A 23,186-nucleotide genomic window follows, 5' to 3' on the forward strand; every position below is an offset into this window, starting at 1 on the left:
ATGGGCTTTGATTTTATTGGGATATTTTCGGGGGAGGCGCGGGATAATATAGTCCGTATCCCCGGCGAAGGCCGGGGTCTCAAGCGGGCGCGGCGCAGAGCCAGCCGAGGGAGACTCCGGCCTGAGCCGGAGAGACGGGTGTGGTTCTAAGCCTTCGAGACCTGGAACTGGCCGACATTGATGCGGCCATCGGTGAAGCCGGCTTCGCAATAGGACAGGTAGAAATTCCACATGCGGCGGAAGGGTTCGTCGAAATCGAGCTTGGCGATCGTGTCCCAATGGGCGTTGAAATCGCGGGCCCATTCGCGGCAGGTGCGGGCATAATCCTGGCCGAAATAGGTGACGCCGTCATGGCGGAGGCCGGCGGTGTGGAACTCGTCCTTCAGCGCTTTCTCGCTGGGCAACATGCCGCCCGGAAAGATATGACGCTGGATGAAGTCGACGCGCTTGCGGTATCGCGGGAACAGCTCGTCATCAATCGTGATGATCTGGAGCGCGGCTTTGCCGCCCTGTTTCAAACTGTCGAAAATCTTGGCGAAATAGCTCGGCCAGTAGGATTCGCCGACCGCCTCGAACATTTCGATGGAGGCGACGCCATCATAGCTGCCCTGATGGTCGCGATAGTCTTCGAGGCGGATTTCGACGCGTTCCCCCAAGCCCTGTTTCTGCATCCGCTGCATGGCGAAATCGCGCTGGGACGGCGAGATGGTCAGGCAGGTGACCTTTGAGCCGCGCTGCTTGGCGGCATATTCGGCAAAGCCGCCCCAGCCGCAGCCGATTTCGAGGATTCCCGAAGAGGGTCCGGCATTGATCCGGTCACAGATGTTCCGGTACTTGTTGTGCTGGCCCTGTTCGAGGCTCATGTTCGGGCTGTCGAAGATGGCCGAGGAATAGGTCATCGTCGGGTCGAGCCAGAGGCTGTAGAAATCATTGCCCAGATCATAATGGGCCATGATGTTCTTCTTCGCGCCTTCGCGGGAATTGCGATTGAACATGTGGCGGACCATGTTGACCCAGCGCACCAGCGCGCCGCCGACGGCCAGCTTGCCGATATTGTCGAAATTGGCGGAGAAGAAGCGCAGCACTTCGGTCAGGTCCGGCGTTGACCAGTCGCCATCCATATAGGCCTCGGCAAAGCCGACATCGCCGCCGGCCATGGCGCGTTTCACGAAGTCGTAATTGTGGACGATAATGGTGGCGTGCGGACCGGTTTCGTCGTGGCAGTATTCGAGCACGCGCTCACCGGGCAAGACAAAGGATACGCTGCCCTTCTGGGTGTTGAGCAGCGCGAAGGCGGCCAGACGAAAGCTTGTCGGAACGTCTTTCAGGTTCCGAATGGTCTGGGTGCTGGCTTTGATGACCTCGGTCATGCGGCATCCTTCCGCGTATCAGAATTACTTATTTGCAAGGGTAAGGCAATCGTCGTGCCGGATTTTGGCGGGGCAGGCTTGCGGCGATAGGCGGCGCCGCGCAGCCAGATCTTCAGCGCCTGCCAGTGGATTCCGAGCGTAACGCCAAGGGTCGAGAGCGGATTGGTGGCAGCGAGTTTCAGCAAATTCGCGCCGGTCGCGGGCCTGCGCCGGGCGGTGATGTTGGCCATGTGCAGGCAGGTTTCATCTTTCAGGCTTTCCACGACCACTCCCAGCTTCTCCTCCGGCGAACGCAGGGTGAAACGGTAGGTTCCGGTCACGTCGAAGAAAGGCGAGACATGGAAAGATTTGGGCGCGGTATGGGCGTTGCGGCCGCCGCTGACGGCGGCGACATAGCAATGGGTCTCGCCGAACGTGTTGTTGACCTCGTAGAGGATGCCGCGCAAATCGCCGTCCGGTCCGTAGCCATACCAGAGCGAGAGCGGCGCGAATTTGTAGAAGAGGTGACGCGGAAAGGTGACGAGGCGGATGGCGCCGCCGTCCAGCGTGACGCCCGCCTTGGCGAGTTCGGCTTCGGCCCAGGGGCGCAGCGGCGCGTCCTTTTGTTTGGGGCCGTGGTCTTCACTGCGGAAGGAAAACAGGCCCGGCGCGTTGACGCTGAACAGGGCTGAGCTGGCGGCGGCCTCGTCCAGCCGGTCGATGTCGAGATCGATCAGGACGAGGTCATAGGCAAAGCGCCGCTCGAAAGGGTGGTAGCGCACATGCACGGTCTGGCCTGTCCAGAGGCTCAGGGCCGGTTGGGGGTGGGGGGCGGTCAAACGGACACCTCGGCGGCAATTTCCATCCGGCGGGCCTTGCGGGCGGGGCGGGCAATCTCGACGCCTTCAGCCGTCCACGGTACGGCGCCGCCAAGGGAGAGCGCGGCAGACAGGCCGGATTTCAGGCCATCCTCATGAAATCCGCGGCCCATCCATGCGCCGGCGATCCAGAGCCCGTCCTGGCCCTGAATGCGGTTCAGGCCGCGCACGGCCGCTTCGGCGGCGGCGTCGAATTGGGGGTGGTCGAAATCATATTCAAGGAAGGTGAGGTCCTCGCGCGGCGGCGTGTCGGGGTTCAGCGTGATGAAGAGCGGGCGGTCATCGGAGAGACCCTGCAGCCGGTTCATCCAGTAGGTCAGGCAGATGTCGCCGCTTTCCTGTTTCAGCACGTTCCAGCTGGCCCACGCGGCCTTGCGGGATGGCATCAGCGCCGGGTCGCGGTGGAGGTAGATGCGGTTCGGCCGGTAGCGAACCGAGCGGAGCAGGAAGGCCTGTTCGTCGAAATGCTCTTCGGTCAGGCGCAGGGCCTGGTCGGAATGGGTGGCGAGGATGACATCGTCAAAGAGTTCGCGGCGGCCATCCGTGGTGACGAGGGCGACGCGGTCGCCGAACGGGAAGAGGCGCTCCACGCCGGTCTCAAGGCGAAGCCGGTCGCCCAGCTCGGCGGCGACGCGGCGGACATAGTTCTGGCTGCCGCCGGTGACGGTCCGCCATTTCGGGCGCTCCTTGTGCATCAGGCGGTGATTGTCGAAGAAGTGGAAAAAGCTGCTCGCCGGATAGTGCAGCATCTTCGCTTCGCAGGTCGACCAGATGGCCGCGCCCATCGGCAGGATGTAGTTCGTGCGGAAGTCCGTATCGAAACCATGCCGGTCAAGCCAGGCGCCGAGCGTGGTATCCCGGATGGCGCCGTTTGCGAGCTCCTGCCGGGCAATGTCGTTGAAGCGCAGGATGGTGCGCCAGAAGCGGTGGAAGGCGGGGTTGAGGAGGTTGCGGCGCTGGGCGAAGATGCCTTTGACCGTCGAGGCCCATTCCCAGCCCTTCGGATCGGAGACGGCAAAGCTCATGTCGGACGCCTGCGTCTCGACGCCCAGCGCGTCGAAGAAGCCGATCAGGTTGGGATAGTTGAGCGCGTTATAGACGATGAAGCCAAGGTCCACCGCCGTTTCATGACCGTCATAATCGAACACATGCGTGCATGCGTGCCCCCCGGCCCGGCCTGATTGTTCATAGAGTGTTACGTGTGCGGACTTGCGCAGCGCCCATGCGGCGCCAAGCCCTGAAATTCCCGATCCAATGACAGCGATACGTTTCATGCGGCGTCTCTTTTTTCTTTCAGCGTGTCATAGGCCTCCAGCGCGCGCTGGCGGGCGCCGGAATGGTCGACAATAGGTTTCGGATAGGTCTCGCCGAGCGTGATGCCGGCTTTCCTGAGGGTGGAATCATCGGCCTCCCACGGGGCGTGGAGATATTTGTCGGGCAATGCCTTCAGCTCCGGACAGAAGCGGCGGACATAGGCGCCGGTCGCGTCGAACTTGCTACCCTGGCTGATCGGATTGAAGACGCGGAAATAGGGCGCGGCGTCGGCGCCGGAGCCGGCGGTCCATTGCCAGCTGGCGGCATTGTTGGCGGGGTCGGCGTCGACCAGCGTATCCCAGAACCATGCCTCGCCCTGTTGCCAGGGCAGGAGGAGGTGCTTGGTCAGGAAGGAGGCGACAATCATCCGTACCCGGTTGTGCATCCAGCCGGTCTGCCAGAGCTGGCGCATCCCGGCATCGACCATCGGATAGCCGGTCTGGCCCCTGGTCCATGCCTCGAAGGCAGGATGGTCCGTGCGCCAGGGCATGAAGTCGAAGGCGGCATTGTAATTCTCGGAGGCGAGGGCCGGATTGTAGAAGAGGAGTGTATGGGAGAATTCCCGCCAGCCGATTTCGGAGAGGAAATTGTGGCCGTCCGTTTCGGGAATTGTGCCGGCTTCCATACCTGCATGGACGGCGCGCCATATCTGCAGCGGGCCGATCTCGCCGAAACGGAGATGTGGGGAAAGGCCGGAGGTCGAGGTGTCGAGGTCCGGGCGGTTGCGGTCCGTCTTGTAGCCCTTGATGGGGCCGTCGAGGAAATCTTCGAGCCGGGCGATGGCGCCATCTTCGCCGGGGGTCCAGTCGTCAAAACCGGTGGACCAGTCCGGACTGGACGGGTGCAGGCCCCAATCGTCGAGAGCTTCACTGTCGAGCCTGGGGCCGCTCAGTTTTGTCTGGCGGCCATAGGTGTGGCGGGCGTGGAAATTGCTGCGAGCGGCACGCCAATAGGGGGTGAAGACCTTGTAGTATCCGCCGGCATTGGTCTCGACCTGCCAGGGCTCGTTGAGGAGGCGGGCATTGTAGCTGGAGACGCCAATGCCGCGCGTGGTGAGCGCGTCTTTGAGGTGGGCGTCGAGGTTGCGTTCGGCCTTGTCATAGCGCCGGTTCCAGAACACGGCGTCCGCGCCGGTTTCTTCGATGACGGCATTCAGGACATCCTCTGAGCTGCCGGAGCGGAGGGTCAGCTGGGCGCCAGCCTGCCGAATACTGGCCGCCAGCGCGCGCAGGGATTTGTCGAGCCACCATTTCGAGGCGCCACCCATCGGGCGCAGGGCTGGCGTCTCTTCGTCGTGGACATAGAGCAGCACCAGCGGGCGATGGGAGGCGACCGCCGCCTGCAGGGCCGGATTGTCCGTAAGGCGCAGGTCTTCGCGGAACCAGACGATGGCAGGCGCAGATTGTGACACGAGACCTCCGGGCAGTGGTGAACGGTTTCTCTCTATCTACGCATGGAGGGTGGAAATGGATCATCGGGGGGTGAGCCTTGGTCTTCCGCCATCCCCTTTCGGGCGGTATACCCCTTCGATGTTCTCAAGAATCATACGCCCCAGCGGAGTGTAACCGATATGTCAGGCGCACATCTTCCGGGTCTCATCCATGCCGCTGCCGGCAAGCGCGTCGTCTGTGTCGGCGACGTCATGCTCGACCGGTTCATCTATGGCGGCGTGACGCGCATTTCGCCGGAAGCGCCGGTGCCGATCATGCGGCGGACCCGCGAGGCAGCCATGCCGGGCGGCGCAGGCAATGTGGCGCGCAACCTCGCCTCGCTGGGCCTGTCGGTTTCGCTGATCGGGGTCGTCGGTGATGATGGCGAGGGCCGGGAACTGGCTGCCTTGCTGGGCGATATTGACGGGGTCGATGCCGATCTGATCGCGATGCGCGACCGCTCGACGACGCTGAAGACGCGGTTCGTGGCAGGTGGCCAGCAGCTGCTGCGCGTCGATGCCGAGGATACGAGCCCTATCGGGCCGAGCCCCGAAGCCGAACTGATTGCCTCCATCGCCGATGAAGCCAGCCATGCCAGCGTGATCATCCTGTCGGATTATGCCAAGGGCGCGGTGACGGATGGCGTGATCGCGGCGGCGCTGGCGGCGGGCGACCAATATGGCATCCCGGTGATTGCCGACCCGAAGGGGCGGGATTTCACGCGCTATGGCGCGGTGGATCTCATCAAGCCGAATGCGAACGAACTGGCGGCGGCCATGGGCCTGAAGGTCGAGACCGACAAGGACGTGGATGATGCGCTGATGGCCGCGCAGACCCTGTTGATGGCGAAATCCATTGTGGTGACGCGCGCCGCCAAGGGCATGTCCTATGCCATTGAGGGCGAGCCTGCGGTGCACCTCAGCGGTCAGGCGCGGGAGGTCTATGACGTGTCCGGCGCAGGCGATACGAGCATCGCGGCGCTGGCGCTGGGGCTCGCGGGCGGCGGATCGGTTGCGGATGCGGTCAGCCTGGCAATCACGGCCTCGGGCATTGCGGTCGGCAAGGCAGGCACGGCGACCGTTTCGGCCGATGAGATGATCACGGCCCTGCAAATGGGCCTGCGCAATGGCGGGGTCAGCTACCTGACCCTCGATGCCGCCAAGGCGCAGGTTGCGTCCTGGCGCGATGCGGGACTGACAGTGGGCTTCACCAATGGCTGTTTCGACATCCTGCATCCGGGGCATCTGCGGGTGCTGGAAGAGGCCAAGTCCCGGTGCGGGCGGCTGGTGGTCGGGCTGAACTCCGATGCGTCGGTCAAGCGCCTGAAAGGGCCGACACGCCCGGTCAATGATGCGGATTCCCGTGCGCGGGTCCTGTCGGGCCTGATGGCGGTGGATGCGGTCGTCGTGTTCGAGGAAGACACGCCCGGCGCGCTGATCGAGGCCCTGCAGCCGGATCTGCTGGTCAAGGGCGGGGATTATTCCATCGAGACGATTGTCGGCGCAGATACGGTGCAGGCGCGGGGCGGGACGGTGCATATCGTGCCGCTGGTGGATGGCCAGTCGACCACGGCGGCGATTGCGCGGGCCCAGTCAAAAACGGAGTGAGCGTGGCGGCCCTTGGGCCAGCGTGTCAGTTGGCAACGCCCTTTTTCAGCTCGTAACGGCCCCGGCCGGTCTCGTTGAACCATTCCTGAATGTCCGGATGGCTCAGCGGCGTGTCGGAATCATCGATGATGAGGTTCTGTTCCGAGACGTAGGCCACGTAATGGGTCCGCTCATTCTCGGCAAAGAGGTGGTAGAAGGGCTGGTCCTTGCGGGGACGCACTTCTTCGGGAATGGAATCATACCATTCGTCGGTATTGGCGAAGACCGGATCGACGTCGAAAATGATGCCGCGAAACGGGAAGTGCCGGTGGCGGACAACCTGTCCGATCTGGAACTTCGCCAGCAGGGGCGTGATGTCATTATAGCGCTGGTCCCGGTCGAGGGGACGGTCGAGCAATAGCGGGTCCTCGGCAACCTTACGGCGACCGAGCCCAATGCTGCGTTGCAGCCAACCCAAGAGCGATACGCGTCTGGCCATTTCCCACTCCTGTGTTACACCATGCACCAACTGAAAAACTTGGGCCACACTATGGCTGAAAAAAAATCAGCGGTCCGGCGCGGAAAACGCGGCCGACCGCGCCCTGCCAGGGCCTCGGACCTTTACGCGGCCGTGGACCTAGGAACCAATAATTGTCGCCTCCTGGTGGCCACTCCACACGGAAAAACTTTCCGGGTGGTTGATTCGCACTCCCAAATTGCCCGTCTGGGCGAGGGCTTGCACGAAACCGGACGGCTGTCCGATGCCTCCATAGAGCGCGCCATGGATGCGCTGCAGGCGATCCGCGGCAAGCTGAAATCGCATGGCGTCGGCAAGGTCCGCTGTATTGCGACGGAGGCCTGCCGCAAGGCCGAAAATGGTCCTGATTTCATCCAGAGGGTGCACGAAGAGACCGGCCTGACCTTCAAGATCATCGGCGCCAAGGAAGAGGCGCGGCTGGCCAGTATTGGCTGTCACGACCTGATCGGGGACGATGCGCCCTCGGTGCTGGTGGTGGATATTGGCGGCGGCTCGACCGAATTGTCCTGGCTGAACGCTGAACTTGCGCGCGCCAATGGCCTGAACGGCCTGATCCAGCGGGCACCAATCCAGAACTGGACCAGCCTGCCGCTGGGCGTGGTGACGCTGACCGAGGCCTTTGCACACCTGCCGGACGCAGAAGCCTATCAGGCGATGCTGGACCATTCGGGAGAAGTCATCGAGGCGTGGAAGGGCACGCAGGCGATCCGCTCCGCGATGGGCCTGAGAGGCGCGCACCTGATCGGCACGTCCGGCACGGTGACCTGCCTGGCAGGCGTCCACCTGAAGCTGGACCGCTATCGCCGGGACAAGGTGGATGGGACGTGGATGAGCCGGACGGCGGGCGAAAAGGTGCTGAACATGCTGCGCGAAGCCGGGCCGGACGGGCGCGCAGCGCTGCCGACAATCGGTGAAGAGCGCGCGGGACTGATGCTGGCAGGCTGTGCTATCCTGGACGCGCTGTGGCGGGCCTATCCGGCCGGGCGCCTGCGCGTGGGGGATCGCGGCCTGCGCGAAGGCCTGCTGCTGAGCATGATGTATGGCCAGAAACCTGCGCGCCGGCGTCGCCGGGGCGGGCGTAAACGGCGTGACGGGGGCGAGGGCCCTCAGACCACTTCGGCACCGGAGACCGGCAATGACGGATGATGAAAAGCGCCGCTGGAAAGGCCCCGGCAAGGAGAGCAAGAACACGTCCGGCCGGCAGATGACCGAACGCAAGGTGATTGCGCACCGGGCCAAGAATGAAAGCTCCAAGCGGTGGATCGAGCGCCAGCTGCAGGATCCGTATGTCCGCAAGGCCAAGGATGAGGGCTATCGCGCGCGGGCGGCCTACAAGCTGCTGGAAATTGACGAGAAGATGGACTTGCTGCGCAAGGGCCAGCGGGTCGTGGACCTTGGCTGTGCGCCGGGCGGCTGGATGCAGGTGGCCCTGAAGAAAGGCGCGCTGGAAGTGGTCGGGATCGACCTGCTGCCGGTGGAGCCGATCGAGGGCGCGCACATCATCGAAGGTGACGTCAACATTCCCGAAGATGTCGAGAAGCTGCTGAAAGGTCTGACCGGCAAGCCCGATCTCGTCCTGTCAGACATGGCCGCGAACACGACGGGGCACAAACAGACAGATCATTTGCGGACTGTGGCGCTGGTGGAAATGGCGGTGGCGTTCGCGCTGGAGCATCTGGCGCCGGGCGGCAGCTTCTGTTCCAAAGTGTTCCAGGGGGGCGCAACCAAGGAAGTGCTCGACACGCTGAAGGCCCATTTCAAGACCGTGAAGCACATCAAGCCGCCGTCCAGCCGCGCGGGCAGTCCGGAAATCTTCGTGGTGGCAAAAGGGTTCAAGGGCTGACGCGACCGGCGTGTGTCAGAAACGCCAGTCAATCGTGTTCTGTACCCGGCGGTTCGGCCGGCGGGAAATCACCGAATTCAGGTAGGGATCTTTATCCGCGTTTGCGGGCTTTGGTTCATACCCCAGTTTGAGGGAAACTTCGTAATGGGTTACCTGGCCTTCCTTGATGAATCCCCGGGCATTCGAGACCTCGAACCAGTCCGGTTCGCCATGAAGATCGCGCGCCTGAACCAAGGCGCGGTCGATGGCATCGTCAACGGAAACCGCTGACAGGCCAACAATATTGCGCATAGGGGTTCGGGCAGTAACCATAAAGTGAGTTCAGCATCCTGATAGCTGTATGTTGCGGGTAATATGCAAGAAGTATGCAAAACTCGGCATTTGGTTCCCAAACAACCTCGTATTGCATTCGATTCCAGTCCGATCCAGTATCGGTTCAAACGGAAAAGAGAGCCGATCATGGCTGTTGCAGGTGGCTGTTATTGTGGGGCAATCCGGTATGAGGCAGGCGGTGAGCCGATCATGAAGGCGAGTTGCTACTGCCGGGAATGCCAGTATTTCACCGGCGGGCAGGCCAATACGTTCATGGCGATGCCAGCCTCGGATTTCCGCTATACGCTGGCGCAGTCGAAGGGATTTCGCCGAGCAGATTTGGAACGCGGCAATCTTCGCGAATTCTGCCCGACCTGCGGGACACATATCGCCACGCGGTCAGCCTCGCTTCTGAATGCCGTGATCCTGAAAGTGGGGACGCTGGATGATCCATCGGTGTTCGGACACCCTCAAATGGCCATGCAGACCGCAGATGCCCAATGCTTCCAGCATGTCCCGGATGATATTGCGAACTTTGAAAGGTTTCCCGGTCAATGATCAGAATGATTGCACTTGTGCTGGCGGGCGCGGCTCTGGCCGGCTGCGCCTATCTTCAGGATGTGTATGCGGACAATTCCGGATACGAGTCCGGCTCAGTCCCGTATGAGAAGATCCAGTTTTCCGGTGAGAGGGCGACCGCAGCCGAGCGCGCGGAATGCGAAGCGGCCGGCGGCAGTGTCGCGCGCGACGGGATGCGCGGCTGGGAGCAATGCATCCAGAGCTTTTCCGATGCCGGACAGGCGTGCGCGGATAATGCCGATTGCCTTGGCCAGTGCCGCCTGAGCCTGGGCGATGACATGCCTGAAGCGGGCAAGCCGGTTACGGGAAAGTGTCAGGCCACGGACAGCCCGTTCGGCTGCTATGCCACGGTCGAGGACGGGCGGGCAACGCCTGCGCTCTGCATCGACTAGCCTAAACCGGCAGGAGGTGCGCCTGCGCTTCGTCGCGGTGTTTCTTCAGGTATTTCATGAAGGGCGTGCCGCCGGTGCCGACATCCGGATCATTGCCGGCGCCGCCCTTTGACTGCTTATTGATATAGCTGGCCGCATATTCGAGGTGGCGCGTGCGGAAGCGGGCGAGCTTCATGACGCTCTCATTATAAAGCTCGGTCAGCGCCTTGTTACCGGCGCCTTCCACGAACTGGCGCAGTGAACTCTTTGCGCGCAAATCTTCGATGAAGCGGCGATGGGTGGGCGGACGATAGGCGTGCAATTCGTCGAGGAAGGTGCGCAGCGGGTCGGCGGCGTGACCGACACCGAGCAGCGCGTCCATGGCCGGCACAATGGAAGATTGCGAGCCGGTCTGGCCCCGGAAAGCCTGCGGCGCGCCGCCGGTTTCCAGGACGCCTTCATAGACGAGCCCGTCTCCGAGGGCCGGATTGTTCTTCCAGCCATGAATCCACGGGCGGACGCGGTGGAAATAGACATAGGGATCGCACTGGTCCGGCATACGGTCGAAGATGGCGTTCACATCATCCCAGGTTGCGGACATGACCTTCAGGCTCGCTTCGATGCGGGCTGCGTCGCCTTCCTGCAAATGGTCGATCAGCTGCGTGGCTTCGTCGAGCAATTCGCCGGCGCGCGCCTCGATGGCGACATGGACGAGAATGAACCAGGCTTCGTCGAGTCCGCCATCGAAATGCTGGAGCGTGTAGATGTTGGAGAGGTCGACCGGGCCGTCCGGATCGAACCGGCCCCAGTTTTCGAGTGTGTAGCTGGAATAGGGCAGCAGCGGCGGCTGGCTGATGGCTTCGCCGAGCTGCCAGATCGGCACGGCGAGGCAGGCCGGCAGGGCTTTCGGCGCCTCAGGCTCGCCCCAGACATAGGCCTGGACCATGAAGCTGTAGTGCAGCATGGCAATGCGCCGCTCTGCGTCATTGGACGTCTTGATGAAATCGGAGAGGTCCAGCTTTGGCAGCGATTCGAGATGAGCCCGGACGCGCCCCGTGGGCAGAATGCGCGGTAGGGCCAACGCCATGTCGCGCACGGGCTGCAGGAAATGAGGCAGCGTCACTTCAGGCGGGTCGAAGGATGACAGGAAACCCCGGTCGCGGCTCAGGCCATAGTCTGCAAGCTTCATGGATCACGTTCTCCCAAAAGCAATTGATTACAATTGAAACTAACGACACTTCCTGCCGATTGACCAGAGGGCTATCTGAAGAAACCCGGTCCGGCGCAGGGATTTTCAGACGGGGACTTCACAAAGGCCCGCGACTCCCTTATTGGGCCAAAAAGGGAGCTCCCCACATGAAAATCCGACAAGCCATTACCTTCGACGACGTGCTGCTCCAGCCCGGGGCCAGCGAGGTCATGCCCGCTGACGTGAACGTCTCAACCTTCCTGACCAAAGCCATTCCGCTGAACATTCCGCTGATCTCGGCGGCGATGGACACCGTGACCGAGGCGCGCCTGGCGATTGCGATGGCGCAGTCCGGCGGGATTGGCGTGATCCACCGCAATCTCTCGATCGAACAGCAGGCCGGTGAAGTGGCCATGGTGAAGAAATACGAGAGCGGCGTGGTGATGAACCCCGTGACGATCTCGCCGAGCGCGAGCCTTGGGGATCTGGTCGAACTGAAGCAGCGCACCGGCTTTTCCGGCGTGCCGGTCGTGGACAAGAGCGGCAAGGTTGTCGGCATCATCACCAATCGCGACACGCGCTTTGCCGATGACGTCTCGGAATCTGTGGCGAACCTGATGACGAAAGACGTCGTGACGGTGAAGATGGACACGCCGAACGAGGAAGCCCGGCGCCTGTTGCACAAGCACCGGATCGAGCGCCTGGTCATCGTGGATGACGACAATCGCTGCGTCGGTCTGCTGACCGTCAAGGATATGGACAAGGCGGCCGTGAACCCGAACGCCGCCAAGGATTCGGCCGGGCGTCTGCGCGTTGCTGCGGCCTCGACCGTGGGTGATGCCGGGTTCGAGCGGACCGAAGCGCTGATCGCGGCGGGCGTGGATTGTGTCATCATCGACACCGCGCATGGCCATTCGATCTCTGTCGCGCAGGCCGTGGAGCGCGCGAAGAAGATTTCCAATTCGGTCCAGATCATTGCCGGCAATGTCGCCACGGGCGAGGCCACGAAGGCGCTGATTGATGCGGGCGCGGATGCGGTGAAGGTCGGCATCGGGCCGGGCTCGATCTGCACGACGCGGATCGTGGCCGGGGTTGGCGTGCCGCAGCTGACGGCGATTGAGGCGTGCGCGAATGCGGCGCAGGCTAGCGGCGTGCCGATCATTGCCGATGGCGGAATCAAATTCTCGGGCGACTTTGCCAAGGCGCTGGCCGCCGGGGCCTCGACCGCGATGATGGGCTCGATGTTTGCGGGCACCGAAGAAGCGCCCGGCGAAGTGTTCCTCTATCAGGGTCGTTCGTACAAGGCATATCGCGGAATGGGCAGCCTCGGCGCGATGGCGCGCGGTTCGGCCGACCGCTATTTCCAGAAGGACGCGGCGCAGGAGAAGCTGGTGCCGGAAGGCATTGAAGGCCAGGTGCCGTTCAAGGGCCCGCTGGCGCCAATCATCCACCAGATGGTGGGCGGGCTTCGCGCGGCGATGGGGTATGTCGGGGCCAAGACAATCGACGAGCTGCACGAGAAAGCCGAATTCGTCCAGATCACCGGCGCGGGCCTGCAGGAAAGCCATGTGCATGACGTGCAGATGACGCGGGAAAGCCCGAATTATTCGCTAAGTAGGGGATAGCTCGGGTGGCGGGTTACGCCTTTGGCTAACCCGCCCTACGAGGGCTGTCTGATAGCTCATCCTGAGCGAAGTCGAAGGATGGGCGGGCTGGATGCGTGTCCGGGCCTCGTCCTTCGACTTCGCTCAGGATGAGGCCCTCATTGAGCTAAGGGTTTCCGTCACATAGTTTTCGATAGCATGGCAGGCTGGATCAGTCGGATTGGTATGCCTTGAACTGTGCGAAACTGATCACCTCATCCTTGTCCTTCTTGCTGGGTATACTGTTCCAGATGCGGACGATTTCAGCTTCGGGCTCTTTACCTTCGACAAGCCAACCAACATTGGTCTCCAATTGCTCGGCAAGGGCCTGTAAATGACGTAGGCGAGGATTCGGTTCACTGGTCCTAAGAAGATCGCGCACATAGGTGGGGTTAAGCCCAGCCGCCTTTGAGAGGGGTGCGGACTTCCATCCGAGTTCTTTCATCCGCTGCTGGATTCTCTGCTTGAGGTCGTCGCCGTGCATAATGGGATTTAACCCAGTTTGGCCAGCGCAACAATATGAAATAAGATTGAACTACTTTGCCTCCCGCCACATCGCTTCCATCTGGGGTGAGCCTTCTCCGACCTCGAACAGTTTCATGCGCTCGAAGCCGTGGCTCATATAGAAGCCGGAATTGGCGGGGTTCGAGTTTTCGAGATAGCAGGGCAGGCCCGCGCGGTCGGCGGCGTCCAGCATGGGGCGCAGGATGGTCTTGCCGAGGCCTTTGCCGCGCGCAGCCTTCCGTGTGCCGATGGTGAAGAGGTAGAGATGCGGATCGGTCGGGTGGTGTTCCTGCATGATCTCGCCTGCTGTCAGGGCTCGCTTCACGGTCCCCTTCGAGCCCTTGGTCAGCAAGGACAGGGCGAGCCGGAAGGTCTGGAATGGGCCCAGCCCATGACGCGCATCCGATAGCGCCCACATGGTGGCGGCGTCATTGCCGATACGGTGGCAGATGCCTTCGGGCAGGTACATGTCGCGTGCGAGCTGGCGGAATGTCGCCCGGATCGCCGCGTCGGTCCCGAAGATCCAGCGATTGATCGGGTCTTCCGAAAAGGCTTCCGCCGTGATGTCGCCGACTTGTCGCCAGTCTGCCGGGGCTGCGGGCGTTACGTCAGCAGGCAATTTGAGTTCCAGCATCAAATTCTCCCAAGCCTTTGTGTATTCATCCACTTTTTGTCTGGCTTGGCCAGACCATGTTTGCAAATTGCTGCCGGGCTTGCTGGACGGGGACTGTAGTGATCAGGAACAGCTTGACCTGGATATTCCGCTGGCGACCGATCTCGTCTATCCTCGACTGCCGAGTTCATCCTGAGTGGCCCCGGCTTTCCGTGGAGCTGGGAATACGCTGCGCTAGACGAGGCGGGCTGACACGTTCTGTTCCCAATCGGCCTTTTGCGCTGTAACAGGGCGGTTTGCAGAGACTTAAGAGGCAATTCCCATGCGCAATGGCGGACGCATCGCAGCGGCAATCGACGTGCTGAACGACGTGCTGACCCGGCACCAGCCGGTGAAATCGGCTGCGCGGGACTGGGGCAAGCGTGCGCGCTATGCTGGCTCGAAGGACCGGGCCTGGGTCAGCGGCCTCGTGCTGGACGCGCTGCGCAAGCGCAATTCGATTGCCCATGCGATGGGCGATGACAGCCCGCGCGGCCTGATCCTCGGCGCGCTGGCACATGCCTGGGGCTGGAACATAAAGGAAATCGACTCGGCCATGGATGAAGACCATGCGCCGTCAAAGCTGACCCTGCAGGAGCGCGAACGCCTCGTCATGGCGCCGGACCCCGTCGCCCCGCCGCATGTGCAGGGCGACTATCCCGAATGGATGGCGCCGATGATGGCGCGCGTGTTCGGCGAGGAAGCGGCGGTCGAAGCGCAGGCGATGGCTGTGCGCGCTGATGTGGACCTTCGCGTCAACACGCTGAAAGTGGATGCCGAGAAAGCTGCCCAGCCATTGCGCAGCGCGAAAGCCGAAGCCTCGCCGCTGCTGCTCAACGCCTTCAACATTCCCGCCCGCGACCCGAGCGAGCGGGAAGCCTCTCTGGAAAGTATCCCGGCCTATTCCAAGGGCTGGGTCGAAGTTCAAGATGCCGGCAGCCAGATTGCCTCGGCCGCGGCGAATGCCCAGCCGGGCGAGCAGGTCATGGATTATTGCGCGGGCGGTGGTGGCAAGACGCTAGCCATGGCCGCGCAAATGCAGGGCAAGGGACAGATCTTCGCTTATGACATTGACGGCCGGCGCCTGTCGGCGCTGATCCCGCGCCTCAAACGCTCCGGCGCGCACAATGTGCAGCTGGTACATCCGAGCGAGCCGACGCAACTGGAAGACCTGTCAGACCAGATGGACCTTGTCTTCGTGGACGCGCCGTGCACCGGGACCGGCACATGGCGCCGGCGCCCGGACGCCAAATGGCGGCTGAAAGAGCGCCAGCTGGAAAAGCGCATGGGCGAGCAGGACGAGATCCTTGCCGCCGCCAGCGCCTATGTGAAACCGGGCGGACGTCTGCTCTATGCGACCTGTTCCTTCCTGATGGAAGAAGACGAGGACCGGGTGGCGAAGTTCCTGTCGGCGCATCCTGAGTTCACCGAGGAAGACGCGGCCGAGTCTGCCACAGCCTCTGGCCTGCTGACCGAAGAGGGCGCAGCGCTCGTGCGCAAATATCGCGGACCCACCGGCAGTGTGCGCCTGACGCCGCGCCGGGCCGGCACGGATGGCTTCTTCTTCGCGGTGATGCGGCGGGCCTAGGTCAGCTTTCGCTGAACGCGTCGATGGCCCCGAGCAGGGTGGCGATTTCGGTGCGTTCCTGCTCGCTCAGTTCCGGACGCCAGATATCGAACAGGAGGACGATCCGGGTCTCATCGGCTTCGTTCTTTGCTTCATGCTCGATCGTGTCGTCGAAGATCACGATCTTGCCTTCCTGCCAGTGATGCGTCTCGCTGCCGACGCGCAGCCAGGCCGGTCCGGGCACGATCAGCGGCAGATGGCAGATCAGGCGCGTGTTCACCATGCCATTGTGTGGCGGGATGTGCGCGCCGGGCTTCAGAACCGAGAACAGGACGGACGGGCATTTGCCGTCGGCGAAATCGAGCGGGACGCGGTCGAGCGCAGCCGTGGTGACCGGGCAGCGGGCGCAATTCTCCTCGACCTTCCTACCGTCCTTCCAGAGATAGAAGGCGCTCCAGTCATGATTGTCGAGCAGGTGATGGTCCTGCGCGGCGAGGTGGCCGGTGCCGCGTTCGATATAGGGACGGAAGCTCGCCTGGTCCTCGGCAAGAACCGCGCGGAGTTCGGCCTGGATCTCCGGGGTTCTGGCTTCCATCTCCGGCACCCAGTCGAACCGGGCGGTATCATAGACCTGGATCTGGGGCAGGCCGGGGAAATAGTAGCGGCGCGGCTCCTGAAGGTAGACTGGCTGGCGGCCGAGCAGAATGTCGAGGGACTGATTGAACCGGGCCGAGCGCTCAGACGGCGGGATCAGACCGTCGAGCCGGGCGGCATAGTCCGAGGCATAGTCGACGAGGCGCGTCTGGGCGCGCTGCAGGCCCGCCTGAACGGGCGCGGGCAGGCTCGGCGTCCGTGCGGCCAGAGCCAAAGCGGCGCGGTATCCGTCGCTGGCAGCTTGGATATTGCCGTCGGAATGGCTGACATCGCCGAGCAGAAGCAGGCTGCCGAGATCATTCGGGGATTGGGCCAGCACGGCGTGCAGAGTGTCCGCGGCCCCGTTCCAGTCCCCGGCGCGGGCCCGGTCGAGGGCGGCCTGTTTCAACTGGCTGAGTGAAGTCGTGTCAGTCATGACCTGATCGTCGTCCAGTTTCGGGCTCAGCGTCAATAGTGACGCGGGAACCGCCCGTAGCCTGTGGACGAATCCCTCAAGCTCGGCTATCGGGCGCCATGACTGAGCAGAGACACGAACGCGCCCTCATCGTCGATTTCGGCAGCCAGGTGACGCAACTGATCGCACGACGCCTGCGCGAGAGCGGCGTCTATTGTGAAATCCACCCTTTCAACAAGGTCGATGCGGCGTTTCTCGGCGAGTATGATCCGCAGGCCGTGATCCTGTCGGGCGGCCCCTCCAGCGTGACATGGGACGACAGCCCGCGCGCCGATGATGCGATTTTTGAACTCGGCGTGCCGGTGCTCGGCATCTGCTATGGCCAGCAGGTGATGATGCAGCAATTGGGCGGCCAGGTGGAAAGCGGCACGAGCCGCGAATTCGGCCGGGCCTTCATCGTGAAAGTCGTGGACGATCCGATCCTGTCGGACCTTTTCCATGCGGGCGACAGCGAGCAGGTCTGGATGAGCCACGGCGACCATGTTGCCGAGATGGCGCCGGGCTTTGGCGTAATCGCGAAATCGCCGGGCGCGCCCTATGCGATCATTTCAGACCCGGAACGCAAATTCTACGGCACGCAATTCCATCCGGAAGTCGTGCACACGGTGCATGGCCGGGAATTGCTGCGCAATTTCACGCATGGCGTTGCGGGCCTGAAGGGCGACTGGACGATGGCGGCCTACCGGGCCGAAGCCATCGAGAAAATCCGCGAGCAGGTCGGCAAGGGCCGTGTGATCTGTGGCCTGTCGGGCGGGGTGGATTCCTCGGTTGCGGCCGTGCTGATCCATGAAGCCATCGGTGACCAGTTGACTTGCGTATATGTCGATCACGGATTGATGCGGCAGGGCGAGAGCGAGCAGGTGGTGACCTTGTTCCGCGAGCATTACAATATCCCGCTGGTCCATGTGGACGCATCGGACCTGTTCCTTGGCAAGCTGGAAGGCGTGTCCGACCCCGAACGCAAGCGCAAGATCATTGGCGGCCTTTTCATTGATGTGTTCGATGAGGAAGCCAAGAAGATCGGCGGCGCGGACTTCCTGGCGCAAGGCACGCTCTATCCGGACGTGATCGAAAGCGTCTCGGCCATTGGCGGTCCAAGCGTGACAATCAAGAGCCACCACAATGTTGGCGGCCTGCCGGAACGCATGAACATGAAACTGGTCGAGCCGCTGCGCGAGCTGTTCAAGGATGAAGTGCGCGCGCTGGGCCGGGAGCTTGGCCTGCCGGAGAGCTTTATCGGGCGGCACCCATTCCCCGGACCGGGCCTTGCGATCCGCATTCCCGGCAAGATTACGCGAGAGAAAGCCGATACGCTGCGCAAGGCGGATGCGATCTATATCGACGAGATCCGCAAGGCAGGGCTCTACGACGAGATCTGGCAGGCTTTCAGCGTCTTGCTGCCGGTCAATACGGTCGGCGTAATGGGCGACGAACGCACCTATGAGGCCGTGCTGGCCCTGCGGGCGGTGACCTCAACCGATGGCATGACGGCGGACTATTATCCGTATGAGCATGATTTCCTCGGCCGCGTCGCGACCCGCATCATCAATGAGGTGAAGGGCGTCAACCGTGTCGTCTATGACGTGACGAGCAAGCCGCCCGGCACGATCGAGTGGGAATAGGGTAGGCGTATCGGACGTAGCCTGTCTTAGTGCGCAAAAGACAGGAAGGCGCCCGCAGACAGGCCCTGTTGCCCCATCGCGGTAATTTCGCCAGATCGAATGTCGGCTGACAATGTGTCCTGATCGGATATGTCAAAAGCGGCAATCAAACCGAATTCTATCCTGTCCGACAAGATACGCCGGGCGCTGGCTTCGAGACCGGCATAGGTGCGGGTCGGGGACCCATCCCCCATCCCCACCAGGCCCGTGCGTGCGCGAGCCTGGATGCTCCAGTCTCCGATTTTCCGGGAGGGGCCGGCTGAGACCTCCAGCCCCTTATCATCGGTGTGCATATCGCCAAAGGCGATGATGTGAGGCATTCCCCACAAATCGAGTTCAATGGCAGCCACCAGCTCAAGGGTCGAGTCCTCAGACGTGCCGGGATAGGTCAGCCAGTTGGCAGACAGGTCTGCCGTGTATCTCTTGCCCTCAAGGACAAAGCCCAGAGAATAGTCTGTTTCCGGACTGAAGACGGACCGCGAGGTTCCGAGCGGTTCGATGCGGTACACGGCAGCGTAGGCAGTCCCGAACGAGGTCGGCCGCTCAATACCTGCCAGCAATTCCAGTGTTTCGCGACTGAGCTGAGCCCCGCGATCCTGTAGCGATGTCGAGACAGTCGCGTCAGCAAACACGGAGCCGCCCTGTGCTTCCGCGAAGGACGAAAAGCCGGTGGCGATGGCAACTGCCGTGACTGCTGAACGCATTTCAACTCTCCGCGCGAAACTCTGGTTCTTTTCAGAGACTGTTTTTCATCGCGGCAATGATTTCCGGATGGACAATCTTGCCGCCGGCAACATTCACGCCGCCTGCCAGATGCGGATCGGAGGTGATCGCTGCGTCGATACCCTTGTTGGCCAGAGCCATGGCGAAGGGCAATGTGGCGTTTGACAGAGCGATGGTGGAGGTGCGCGCGACGGCGGCGGGCATGTTGGTCACGCAATAGTGGATGACACCGCCGACGTCATAAACGGGGTCGTCATGCGTCGTGGGCCGGTTGGTCTCGAAACACCCGCCCTGATCAATGGCAATGTCGACCACGACCGAGCCCGGTTTCATCAGGGCAATCTGGTCGGCGGAGATGACCTTCGGTGCCGCCGAGCCTGGCAGCAGTACCGCGCCGACTACGAGGTCAGCCGTGCGCAACAAGGTCTCAATGGCCGAAGAGGTGGAATAGAGGCATTGGGCGCGACCTGCGAAGATGATGTCGAGTTCGCGAAGCCGGTCCAGCGAGCGGTCCAGGATCGTGACATTGGCACCGAGCCCGACCGCCATTTCGGCCGCATTGCGGCCTGCGACGCCGCCCCCGATGACAAGCACGTTTCCAGGTGCCACCCCTGTGACTCCGCCCAGCAATGTGCCGGATCCGCCATTGGAGATTTCAAGATATTTGGCGCCCGCCTGAACCGACAAACGCCCGGCGACTTCACTCATGGGCGTGAGCAGGGGCAGGCGACCAAACCGGTCGGTGACCGTTTCATACGCAATACAGGTCGCCCCGGAATTGACGAGCCCGCGTGTCTGTTCCGGGTCGGGTGCCAGATGGAGATAGGTAAAGAGCGTATGCCGTGGTTGCAGGCAGGCAATTTCTACGGGCTGGGGCTCTTTTACCTTGATGATCATGTCTGACGCATCGAACAGGTCATCGGCGTTCGCGGAGATTGTGCAGCCGGCAGATTCGTAGAGAGCGTCGGAGAAGCCGACCATGTCGCCAGCGCCAGTCTCTACAAACACATTATGTCCCGACCGGACGAGTTCCTGCGCGCCCTGAGGCGTCAGCCCCACACGATATTCGCGGTTCTTGAGTTCTTTTGGGGTGCCAATACGCAATTCAACAATCCTTTGAGGTGTCAGTCAGGTTTTAAGGGAGGAGGTCTAGAAATGTGCGACCAGGTTTATTCGCAGGCGCTGCTGCCAGTCGTCCGTGGCGAGCGGGATCAGGGCTGTATCCTTGATCCGGTAGGCATAGAGGGTCGTATCCAGTTCGAGGTGGTCGCTGATTGCGTAGGAAGCTGACAAGGCGTGCTGGAGATAATTGCTACCGTACGCAATGTTGTCCTGCGCGAAGGCGGCAAACACCGCATCCGCCTCAGCTTGATGATAGCCATAGCCAAAGCTGTAATCTCCTGCCGATGCAGTCTGTCCTACTGAGGCAGAAAGAGAATAGCCTGTGTCGTAGGCATCGGCCCCGAGATTCTGAACCACATCCGCCTGAAAGCGCAGCGGCCAGCGATTTCCGAAACCACTGTAAGATGCCGTGGCGATCAGATCCAACAGGTCAAAATCCGACACATAGGCGCCGGTGCTATCCAGCCGATTGGTTCGGGTGTCGCCGGAATTTGCCGTGCCGGTCGCTTCGATTTCGTAATCATAATAGCCCGCAGCCAAACCGAGTTTCCATGCTGACCCGATCTGCTGGTCGACAGTTACCTGGACTCCGGACGCGGTGCTGTCAGCGGCTGCAACAGAACGTTCGATGGGGAAAAGCAATGCACTGGCGCCAATTCGGGTGGCGCCAGTATCGACGGCGACATATTGCGCTGCCAGCCCTTGTGGGTTCACATCCCCGTCCCAGACCAGGTCGGTGCGCCGGAATGGATTGGCGAACTTGCCCCCGACAAGAGTGAGGGGGCCAAAGACCTTCTTGCCGTAGATCTGATCCAGACTGACCTGGAGATCATCATTGAAATTCGACAGCGAAACATCTGCCGAGTTCGGATCATCGGGATCACCCGTGACAAGCCGTGCGCCCAGTTCGAGGTCCGGAGAGGCCGCATAGGTTGCCGCAACACGGCCACGGACGACGCCGCGAGAGTCTGAGCGACCCTCACCGTCGGACGAATTGTGCTCATATCTGAGCCGCATGTCACCCGTGATTTTGAATCTTGAAGGGGGTGATGCAGGGGTCTCTGAGACCCTGTCGCCAGAGACAAAGCCGATTGGCGCAGCCGGTTGAATGACCGGTGACGTGCCAGGCCGTGACTGCGGCGTCTGGGCGAGCAAGTTTTCCAGTTTCTCCAGCCGTGCTTCCTGTTCGCGAATCTGTTGCTGAAGTTGTGCAATCAAGGCTGGCGAATCGTCAGCGGTCGACACTTCCGCAAAAGCGGGGGCGCCGGACATCAGTGCCGCAACCATCAAAGCCGTCGCCCGTGGTAAATGTGTGTGTGATCGGGATGCTTTCTTGAATTGCATCAGATTCCTCCCATGGCGATGTATTTGATGTCGAGATAATCTTCGAGGCCATAATGCGAGCCTTCCCGGCCCATGCCGGATTCCTTAACCCCGCCGAAGGGCGTTGAATCGCCCGAGATGGCCACGTCGTTAAGGCCGACCATGCCGGCTTCGAGCTGCTCAGCCACGTGCCAGGCGCGGGAATAGTCCCGTGTCCAGAAATATGCGGCCAGGCCATACCGGGTGTCATTGGCAAGCGAGATAGCCTGTTCATCTGTTTCAAAAATATAGATGGGCGCGACCGGGCCAAAAATTTCCGTATGGGAAATATCCATGTCGCCAGTGACACCTGTCAGAATTGTCGGCGGAAAATAGTTTCCGTCATCCGTTGGCGCGCGGGATGTGACACAAGCGGCCCCTCTGGAAAGTGCGTTATCGACCAGTGAGCGCACCTTTGTCTTCGCCGCCGCATTGATCATCGGCCCCATGTCGCTGGCTGGATCAAAGCCATCTGCGACGTTCATGGCCTCCGCGGCAGCGATGAATTTTTCGAGGAATTGATCCCGGATAGATGCGTGCAGAAGGATGCGGTTTGCGCAAATGCAGGTCTGACCGGCATTGCGAAACTTTGCGACCATGGCTCCGGCCACAGCGGCGTCGATGTCGGCGTCTTCGAACACGATGAAGGGTGCATTACCCCCCAGTTCCAGCGAGAGGCGCTTCATCGTATCGGAACTCTGGCGCATGAGCAGCTTGCCGATCCGGGTCGACCCCGTGAACGAAATCTTCCGCACACGTGGATCGCTGGTCAGCACATCGGCCACGGGGGCGGGCTGCTTGGAGGTGATGACCTGGAATACGCCTGCAGGAAATCCGGCATCTTCCGCGAGGCATTCCAGGGCCAGTGCAGACAGCGGGGTTTCGTCAGATGGCTTCAGGAGGATGACGCAACCCGCAGCAAGCGCTGGAGCGGCCTTCCGGGTGATCATGCCACTTGGGAAGTTCCAAGGTGTAATGGCACCGACAATACCAACGGGTTGGCGTACCACGATCTGCCTGCGTGACGAGGCCCCGGTCGGAATGACGTCGCCATAGGCACGCTTGGCCTCCTCCGCAAACCATTCGATGTAGGAGGCGTTAAAAGTGACTTCGCGGCGAGCTTCTGCCAAGGGCTTGCCCTGTTCCAGGGTCAGGATTTCTCCGAGTTCCTGTTCGAAGGACATGATGAGATCATGCCAGCGGCGAAGTAGAGTGCTGCGTTCCCTCGCAGTGAGGGCGGCCCAAGCAGGTTGAGCCGTGTTTGCAAGGGTAATGGCGCGCTCGGTTTCAGCCGCGCCAAAGTCTGGCACTTTCGCGATGACTGCGCCATTAGCGGGATTGTTGACCGCAAATGTGCTGGTAGCACCGGAACTTGCCATCCGCTCCAGTAGGCGTCGAAGCAGGGCGTTCGACCCGGCAGCGGCGCCGACCGATGAGGCGAGTGTGAGGGACATG

22 protein-coding genes are annotated in these 23,186 nt (G+C 61.8%); 8 read left to right on the forward strand and 14 right to left on the reverse strand.

What is annotated here, in order from left to right; genetic code table 11:
- Positions 1 to 146 precede the first annotated feature (146 nt).
- From V7660_RS11640 to V7660_RS11655, 4 genes are read right to left on the reverse strand one after another with little or no spacing between them, the layout of a single operon-like run.
- On the reverse strand, positions 147 to 1,370 hold the full coding sequence (locus V7660_RS11640; RefSeq protein ID WP_335603214.1) for a cyclopropane-fatty-acyl-phospholipid synthase family protein: 1,224 nt from the start codon (positions 1,368 to 1,370) through the stop codon (positions 147 to 149).
- Positions 1,367 to 2,188 carry a DUF1365 domain-containing protein gene (locus V7660_RS11645; RefSeq protein WP_335603215.1) on the reverse strand — a complete coding sequence of 274 codons (822 nt, stop codon included), beginning with the start codon at positions 2,186 to 2,188 and terminating at the stop codon, positions 1,367 to 1,369. The genes V7660_RS11640 and V7660_RS11645 overlap by 4 nt, the downstream gene beginning before the upstream one ends.
- Complete coding sequence (locus V7660_RS11650) at positions 2,185 to 3,501, reverse strand: NAD(P)/FAD-dependent oxidoreductase (protein ID WP_335603216.1); 1,317 nt, start codon at positions 3,499 to 3,501, stop codon at positions 2,185 to 2,187. Before V7660_RS11650 ends, V7660_RS11645 begins: the two co-directional genes overlap by 4 nt.
- Positions 3,498 to 4,952: a cryptochrome/photolyase family protein gene (locus V7660_RS11655; protein ID WP_335603217.1), complete on the reverse strand. Its 1,455-nt coding sequence runs from the start codon at positions 4,950 to 4,952 to the stop codon at positions 3,498 to 3,500. Before V7660_RS11655 ends, V7660_RS11650 begins: the two co-directional genes overlap by 4 nt.
- 159 nt (positions 4,953 to 5,111) lie before the next feature.
- On the opposite strand from V7660_RS11655, the gene rfaE2 reads away from it, so the two are divergent.
- Complete coding sequence (gene rfaE2, locus V7660_RS11660; RefSeq protein WP_335603218.1) at positions 5,112 to 6,578, forward strand: D-glycero-beta-D-manno-heptose 1-phosphate adenylyltransferase; 1,467 nt, start codon at positions 5,112 to 5,114, stop codon at positions 6,576 to 6,578.
- A gap of 25 nt (positions 6,579 to 6,603) precedes the next feature.
- Here rfaE2 and hspQ read toward each other — a convergent pair whose 3' ends face one another.
- Positions 6,604 to 6,933, reverse strand: a complete 330-nt coding sequence (gene hspQ / locus V7660_RS11665; RefSeq protein WP_348211174.1) for a heat shock protein HspQ — start codon at positions 6,931 to 6,933, stop codon at positions 6,604 to 6,606.
- Positions 6,934 to 7,107: 174 nt separating this feature from the next.
- Between hspQ and V7660_RS11670 the strand changes: the two genes are divergently transcribed.
- On the forward strand, positions 7,108 to 8,241 hold the full coding sequence (locus V7660_RS11670; RefSeq protein WP_335603220.1) for a Ppx/GppA phosphatase family protein: 1,134 nt from the start codon (positions 7,108 to 7,110) through the stop codon (positions 8,239 to 8,241).
- Positions 8,231 to 8,938 carry an RlmE family RNA methyltransferase gene (locus V7660_RS11675; protein WP_335603221.1) on the forward strand — a complete coding sequence of 236 codons (708 nt, stop codon included), beginning with the start codon at positions 8,231 to 8,233 and terminating at the stop codon, positions 8,936 to 8,938. Before V7660_RS11670 ends, V7660_RS11675 begins: the two co-directional genes overlap by 11 nt.
- A 15-nt stretch (positions 8,939 to 8,953) precedes the next feature.
- Here the strand turns inward: V7660_RS11675 and V7660_RS11680 are convergent, their stop codons facing one another.
- Positions 8,954 to 9,229 carry a dodecin family protein gene (locus V7660_RS11680; protein WP_335603222.1) on the reverse strand — a complete coding sequence of 92 codons (276 nt, stop codon included), beginning with the start codon at positions 9,227 to 9,229 and terminating at the stop codon, positions 8,954 to 8,956.
- Between the two features lie 168 nt (positions 9,230 to 9,397).
- Here V7660_RS11680 and V7660_RS11685 point away from each other — a divergent pair, with 168 nt between their 5' ends.
- Both V7660_RS11685 and V7660_RS11690 read left to right on the forward strand, forming a co-directional pair.
- A complete protein-coding gene (locus tag V7660_RS11685; RefSeq protein WP_335603223.1) occupies positions 9,398 to 9,808 on the forward strand; it encodes a GFA family protein in 411 nt (136 codons plus the stop codon).
- Positions 9,805 to 10,221, forward strand: coding sequence for a hypothetical protein (locus V7660_RS11690; RefSeq protein ID WP_335603224.1), 417 nt, complete (start codon positions 9,805 to 9,807; stop codon positions 10,219 to 10,221). Before V7660_RS11685 ends, V7660_RS11690 begins: the two co-directional genes overlap by 4 nt.
- A 1-nt stretch (position 10,222) precedes the next feature.
- Here V7660_RS11690 and V7660_RS11695 read toward each other — a convergent pair whose 3' ends face one another.
- On the reverse strand, positions 10,223 to 11,389 hold the full coding sequence (locus V7660_RS11695; protein WP_335603225.1) for an indoleamine 2,3-dioxygenase: 1,167 nt from the start codon (positions 11,387 to 11,389) through the stop codon (positions 10,223 to 10,225).
- Positions 11,390 to 11,556: 167 nt separating this feature from the next.
- Here V7660_RS11695 and guaB point away from each other — a divergent pair, with 167 nt between their 5' ends.
- The gene (guaB, locus tag V7660_RS11700; protein WP_335603226.1) at positions 11,557 to 13,014 is read left to right on the forward strand and encodes an IMP dehydrogenase; all 1,458 of its coding nucleotides are present in this window, start codon (positions 11,557 to 11,559) and stop codon (positions 13,012 to 13,014) included.
- 190 nt (positions 13,015 to 13,204) lie between these two features.
- On the opposite strand, the gene V7660_RS11705 is transcribed toward guaB, so the two are convergent.
- Together V7660_RS11705 and V7660_RS11710 are read right to left on the reverse strand one after the other, a co-directional pair.
- The gene (locus V7660_RS11705; protein ID WP_335603227.1) at positions 13,205 to 13,516 is read right to left on the reverse strand and encodes a helix-turn-helix domain-containing protein; all 312 of its coding nucleotides are present in this window, start codon (positions 13,514 to 13,516) and stop codon (positions 13,205 to 13,207) included.
- Positions 13,517 to 13,567: 51 nt separating this feature from the next.
- Entirely contained in the window at positions 13,568 to 14,170 is a 603-nt protein-coding gene (locus V7660_RS11710) for a GNAT family N-acetyltransferase (RefSeq protein ID WP_335603228.1), read from the reverse strand.
- Positions 14,171 to 14,471: 301 nt separating this feature from the next.
- Between V7660_RS11710 and V7660_RS11715 the strand changes: the two genes are divergently transcribed.
- Positions 14,472 to 15,776, forward strand: a complete 1,305-nt coding sequence (locus V7660_RS11715; RefSeq protein ID WP_335603229.1) for an RsmB/NOP family class I SAM-dependent RNA methyltransferase — start codon at positions 14,472 to 14,474, stop codon at positions 15,774 to 15,776.
- 1 nt (position 15,777) lies between these two features.
- Here V7660_RS11715 and V7660_RS11720 read toward each other — a convergent pair whose 3' ends face one another.
- Complete coding sequence (locus tag V7660_RS11720; protein ID WP_335603230.1) at positions 15,778 to 16,824, reverse strand: aspartyl/asparaginyl beta-hydroxylase domain-containing protein; 1,047 nt, start codon at positions 16,822 to 16,824, stop codon at positions 15,778 to 15,780.
- A 98-nt stretch (positions 16,825 to 16,922) separates the two neighbouring features.
- On the opposite strand from V7660_RS11720, the gene guaA reads away from it, so the two are divergent.
- Positions 16,923 to 18,485 carry a glutamine-hydrolyzing GMP synthase gene (guaA, locus tag V7660_RS11725; protein ID WP_335603231.1) on the forward strand — a complete coding sequence of 521 codons (1,563 nt, stop codon included), beginning with the start codon at positions 16,923 to 16,925 and terminating at the stop codon, positions 18,483 to 18,485.
- Positions 18,486 to 18,511: 26 nt separating this feature from the next.
- Here guaA and V7660_RS11730 read toward each other — a convergent pair whose 3' ends face one another.
- The 4 genes from V7660_RS11730 to V7660_RS11745 are packed head-to-tail and all read right to left on the reverse strand — an operon-like array spanning position 18,512 to position 23,185.
- Entirely contained in the window at positions 18,512 to 19,228 is a 717-nt protein-coding gene (locus V7660_RS11730; protein ID WP_335603232.1) for a hypothetical protein, read from the reverse strand.
- Between the two features lie 31 nt (positions 19,229 to 19,259).
- Entirely contained in the window at positions 19,260 to 20,351 is a 1,092-nt protein-coding gene (gene ald / locus V7660_RS11735) for an alanine dehydrogenase (RefSeq protein ID WP_335603233.1), read from the reverse strand.
- 45 nt (positions 20,352 to 20,396) lie between these two features.
- Positions 20,397 to 21,656: a putative porin gene (locus V7660_RS11740; protein WP_335603234.1), complete on the reverse strand. Its 1,260-nt coding sequence runs from the start codon at positions 21,654 to 21,656 to the stop codon at positions 20,397 to 20,399.
- Positions 21,657 to 21,712: 56 nt separating this feature from the next.
- Positions 21,713 to 23,185, reverse strand: a complete 1,473-nt coding sequence (locus V7660_RS11745) for an NAD-dependent succinate-semialdehyde dehydrogenase (RefSeq protein WP_335603235.1) — start codon at positions 23,183 to 23,185, stop codon at positions 21,713 to 21,715.
- Position 23,186 lies beyond the last annotated feature (1 nt).

The sequence above is a fragment of the Hyphomonas sp. genome (genome assembly GCF_036964145.1).
GTDB lineage: Bacteria > Pseudomonadota > Alphaproteobacteria > Caulobacterales > Hyphomonadaceae > Hyphomonas.

Coding starts and splice junctions, on each gene's coding strand:
- guaB (WP_335603226.1), top strand. CDS start 11,557: ATGAAAATCCGACAAGCCATTACCTTCGACGACGTGCTGCTCCAGCCC.
- V7660_RS11650 (WP_335603216.1), bottom strand. CDS start 3,501: ATGAAACGTATCGCTGTCATTGGATCGGGAATTTCAGGGCTTGGCGCC.
- V7660_RS11690 (WP_335603224.1), top strand. CDS start 9,805: ATGATCAGAATGATTGCACTTGTGCTGGCGGGCGCGGCTCTGGCCGGC.
- V7660_RS11705 (WP_335603227.1), bottom strand. CDS start 13,516: ATGCACGGCGACGACCTCAAGCAGAGAATCCAGCAGCGGATGAAAGAA.
- V7660_RS11710 (WP_335603228.1), bottom strand. CDS start 14,170: ATGCTGGAACTCAAATTGCCTGCTGACGTAACGCCCGCAGCCCCGGCA.
- V7660_RS11715 (WP_335603229.1), top strand. CDS start 14,472: ATGCGCAATGGCGGACGCATCGCAGCGGCAATCGACGTGCTGAACGAC.
- V7660_RS11680 (WP_335603222.1), bottom strand. CDS start 9,229: ATGCGCAATATTGTTGGCCTGTCAGCGGTTTCCGTTGACGATGCCATC.
- V7660_RS11670 (WP_335603220.1), top strand. CDS start 7,108: ATGGCTGAAAAAAAATCAGCGGTCCGGCGCGGAAAACGCGGCCGACCG.
- V7660_RS11695 (WP_335603225.1), bottom strand. CDS start 11,389: ATGAAGCTTGCAGACTATGGCCTGAGCCGCGACCGGGGTTTCCTGTCA.
- V7660_RS11730 (WP_335603232.1), bottom strand. CDS start 19,228: ATGCGTTCAGCAGTCACGGCAGTTGCCATCGCCACCGGCTTTTCGTCC.
- V7660_RS11720 (WP_335603230.1), bottom strand. CDS start 16,824: ATGACTGACACGACTTCACTCAGCCAGTTGAAACAGGCCGCCCTCGAC.
- V7660_RS11745 (WP_335603235.1), bottom strand. CDS start 23,185: ATGTCCCTCACACTCGCCTCATCGGTCGGCGCCGCTGCCGGGTCGAAC.
- rfaE2 (WP_335603218.1), top strand. CDS start 5,112: ATGTCAGGCGCACATCTTCCGGGTCTCATCCATGCCGCTGCCGGCAAG.
- guaA (WP_335603231.1), top strand. CDS start 16,923: ATGACTGAGCAGAGACACGAACGCGCCCTCATCGTCGATTTCGGCAGC.
- V7660_RS11740 (WP_335603234.1), bottom strand. CDS start 21,656: ATGGTTGCGGCACTGATGTCCGGCGCCCCCGCTTTTGCGGAAGTGTCG.
- V7660_RS11685 (WP_335603223.1), top strand. CDS start 9,398: ATGGCTGTTGCAGGTGGCTGTTATTGTGGGGCAATCCGGTATGAGGCA.
- V7660_RS11640 (WP_335603214.1), bottom strand. CDS start 1,370: ATGACCGAGGTCATCAAAGCCAGCACCCAGACCATTCGGAACCTGAAA.
- V7660_RS11675 (WP_335603221.1), top strand. CDS start 8,231: ATGACGGATGATGAAAAGCGCCGCTGGAAAGGCCCCGGCAAGGAGAGC.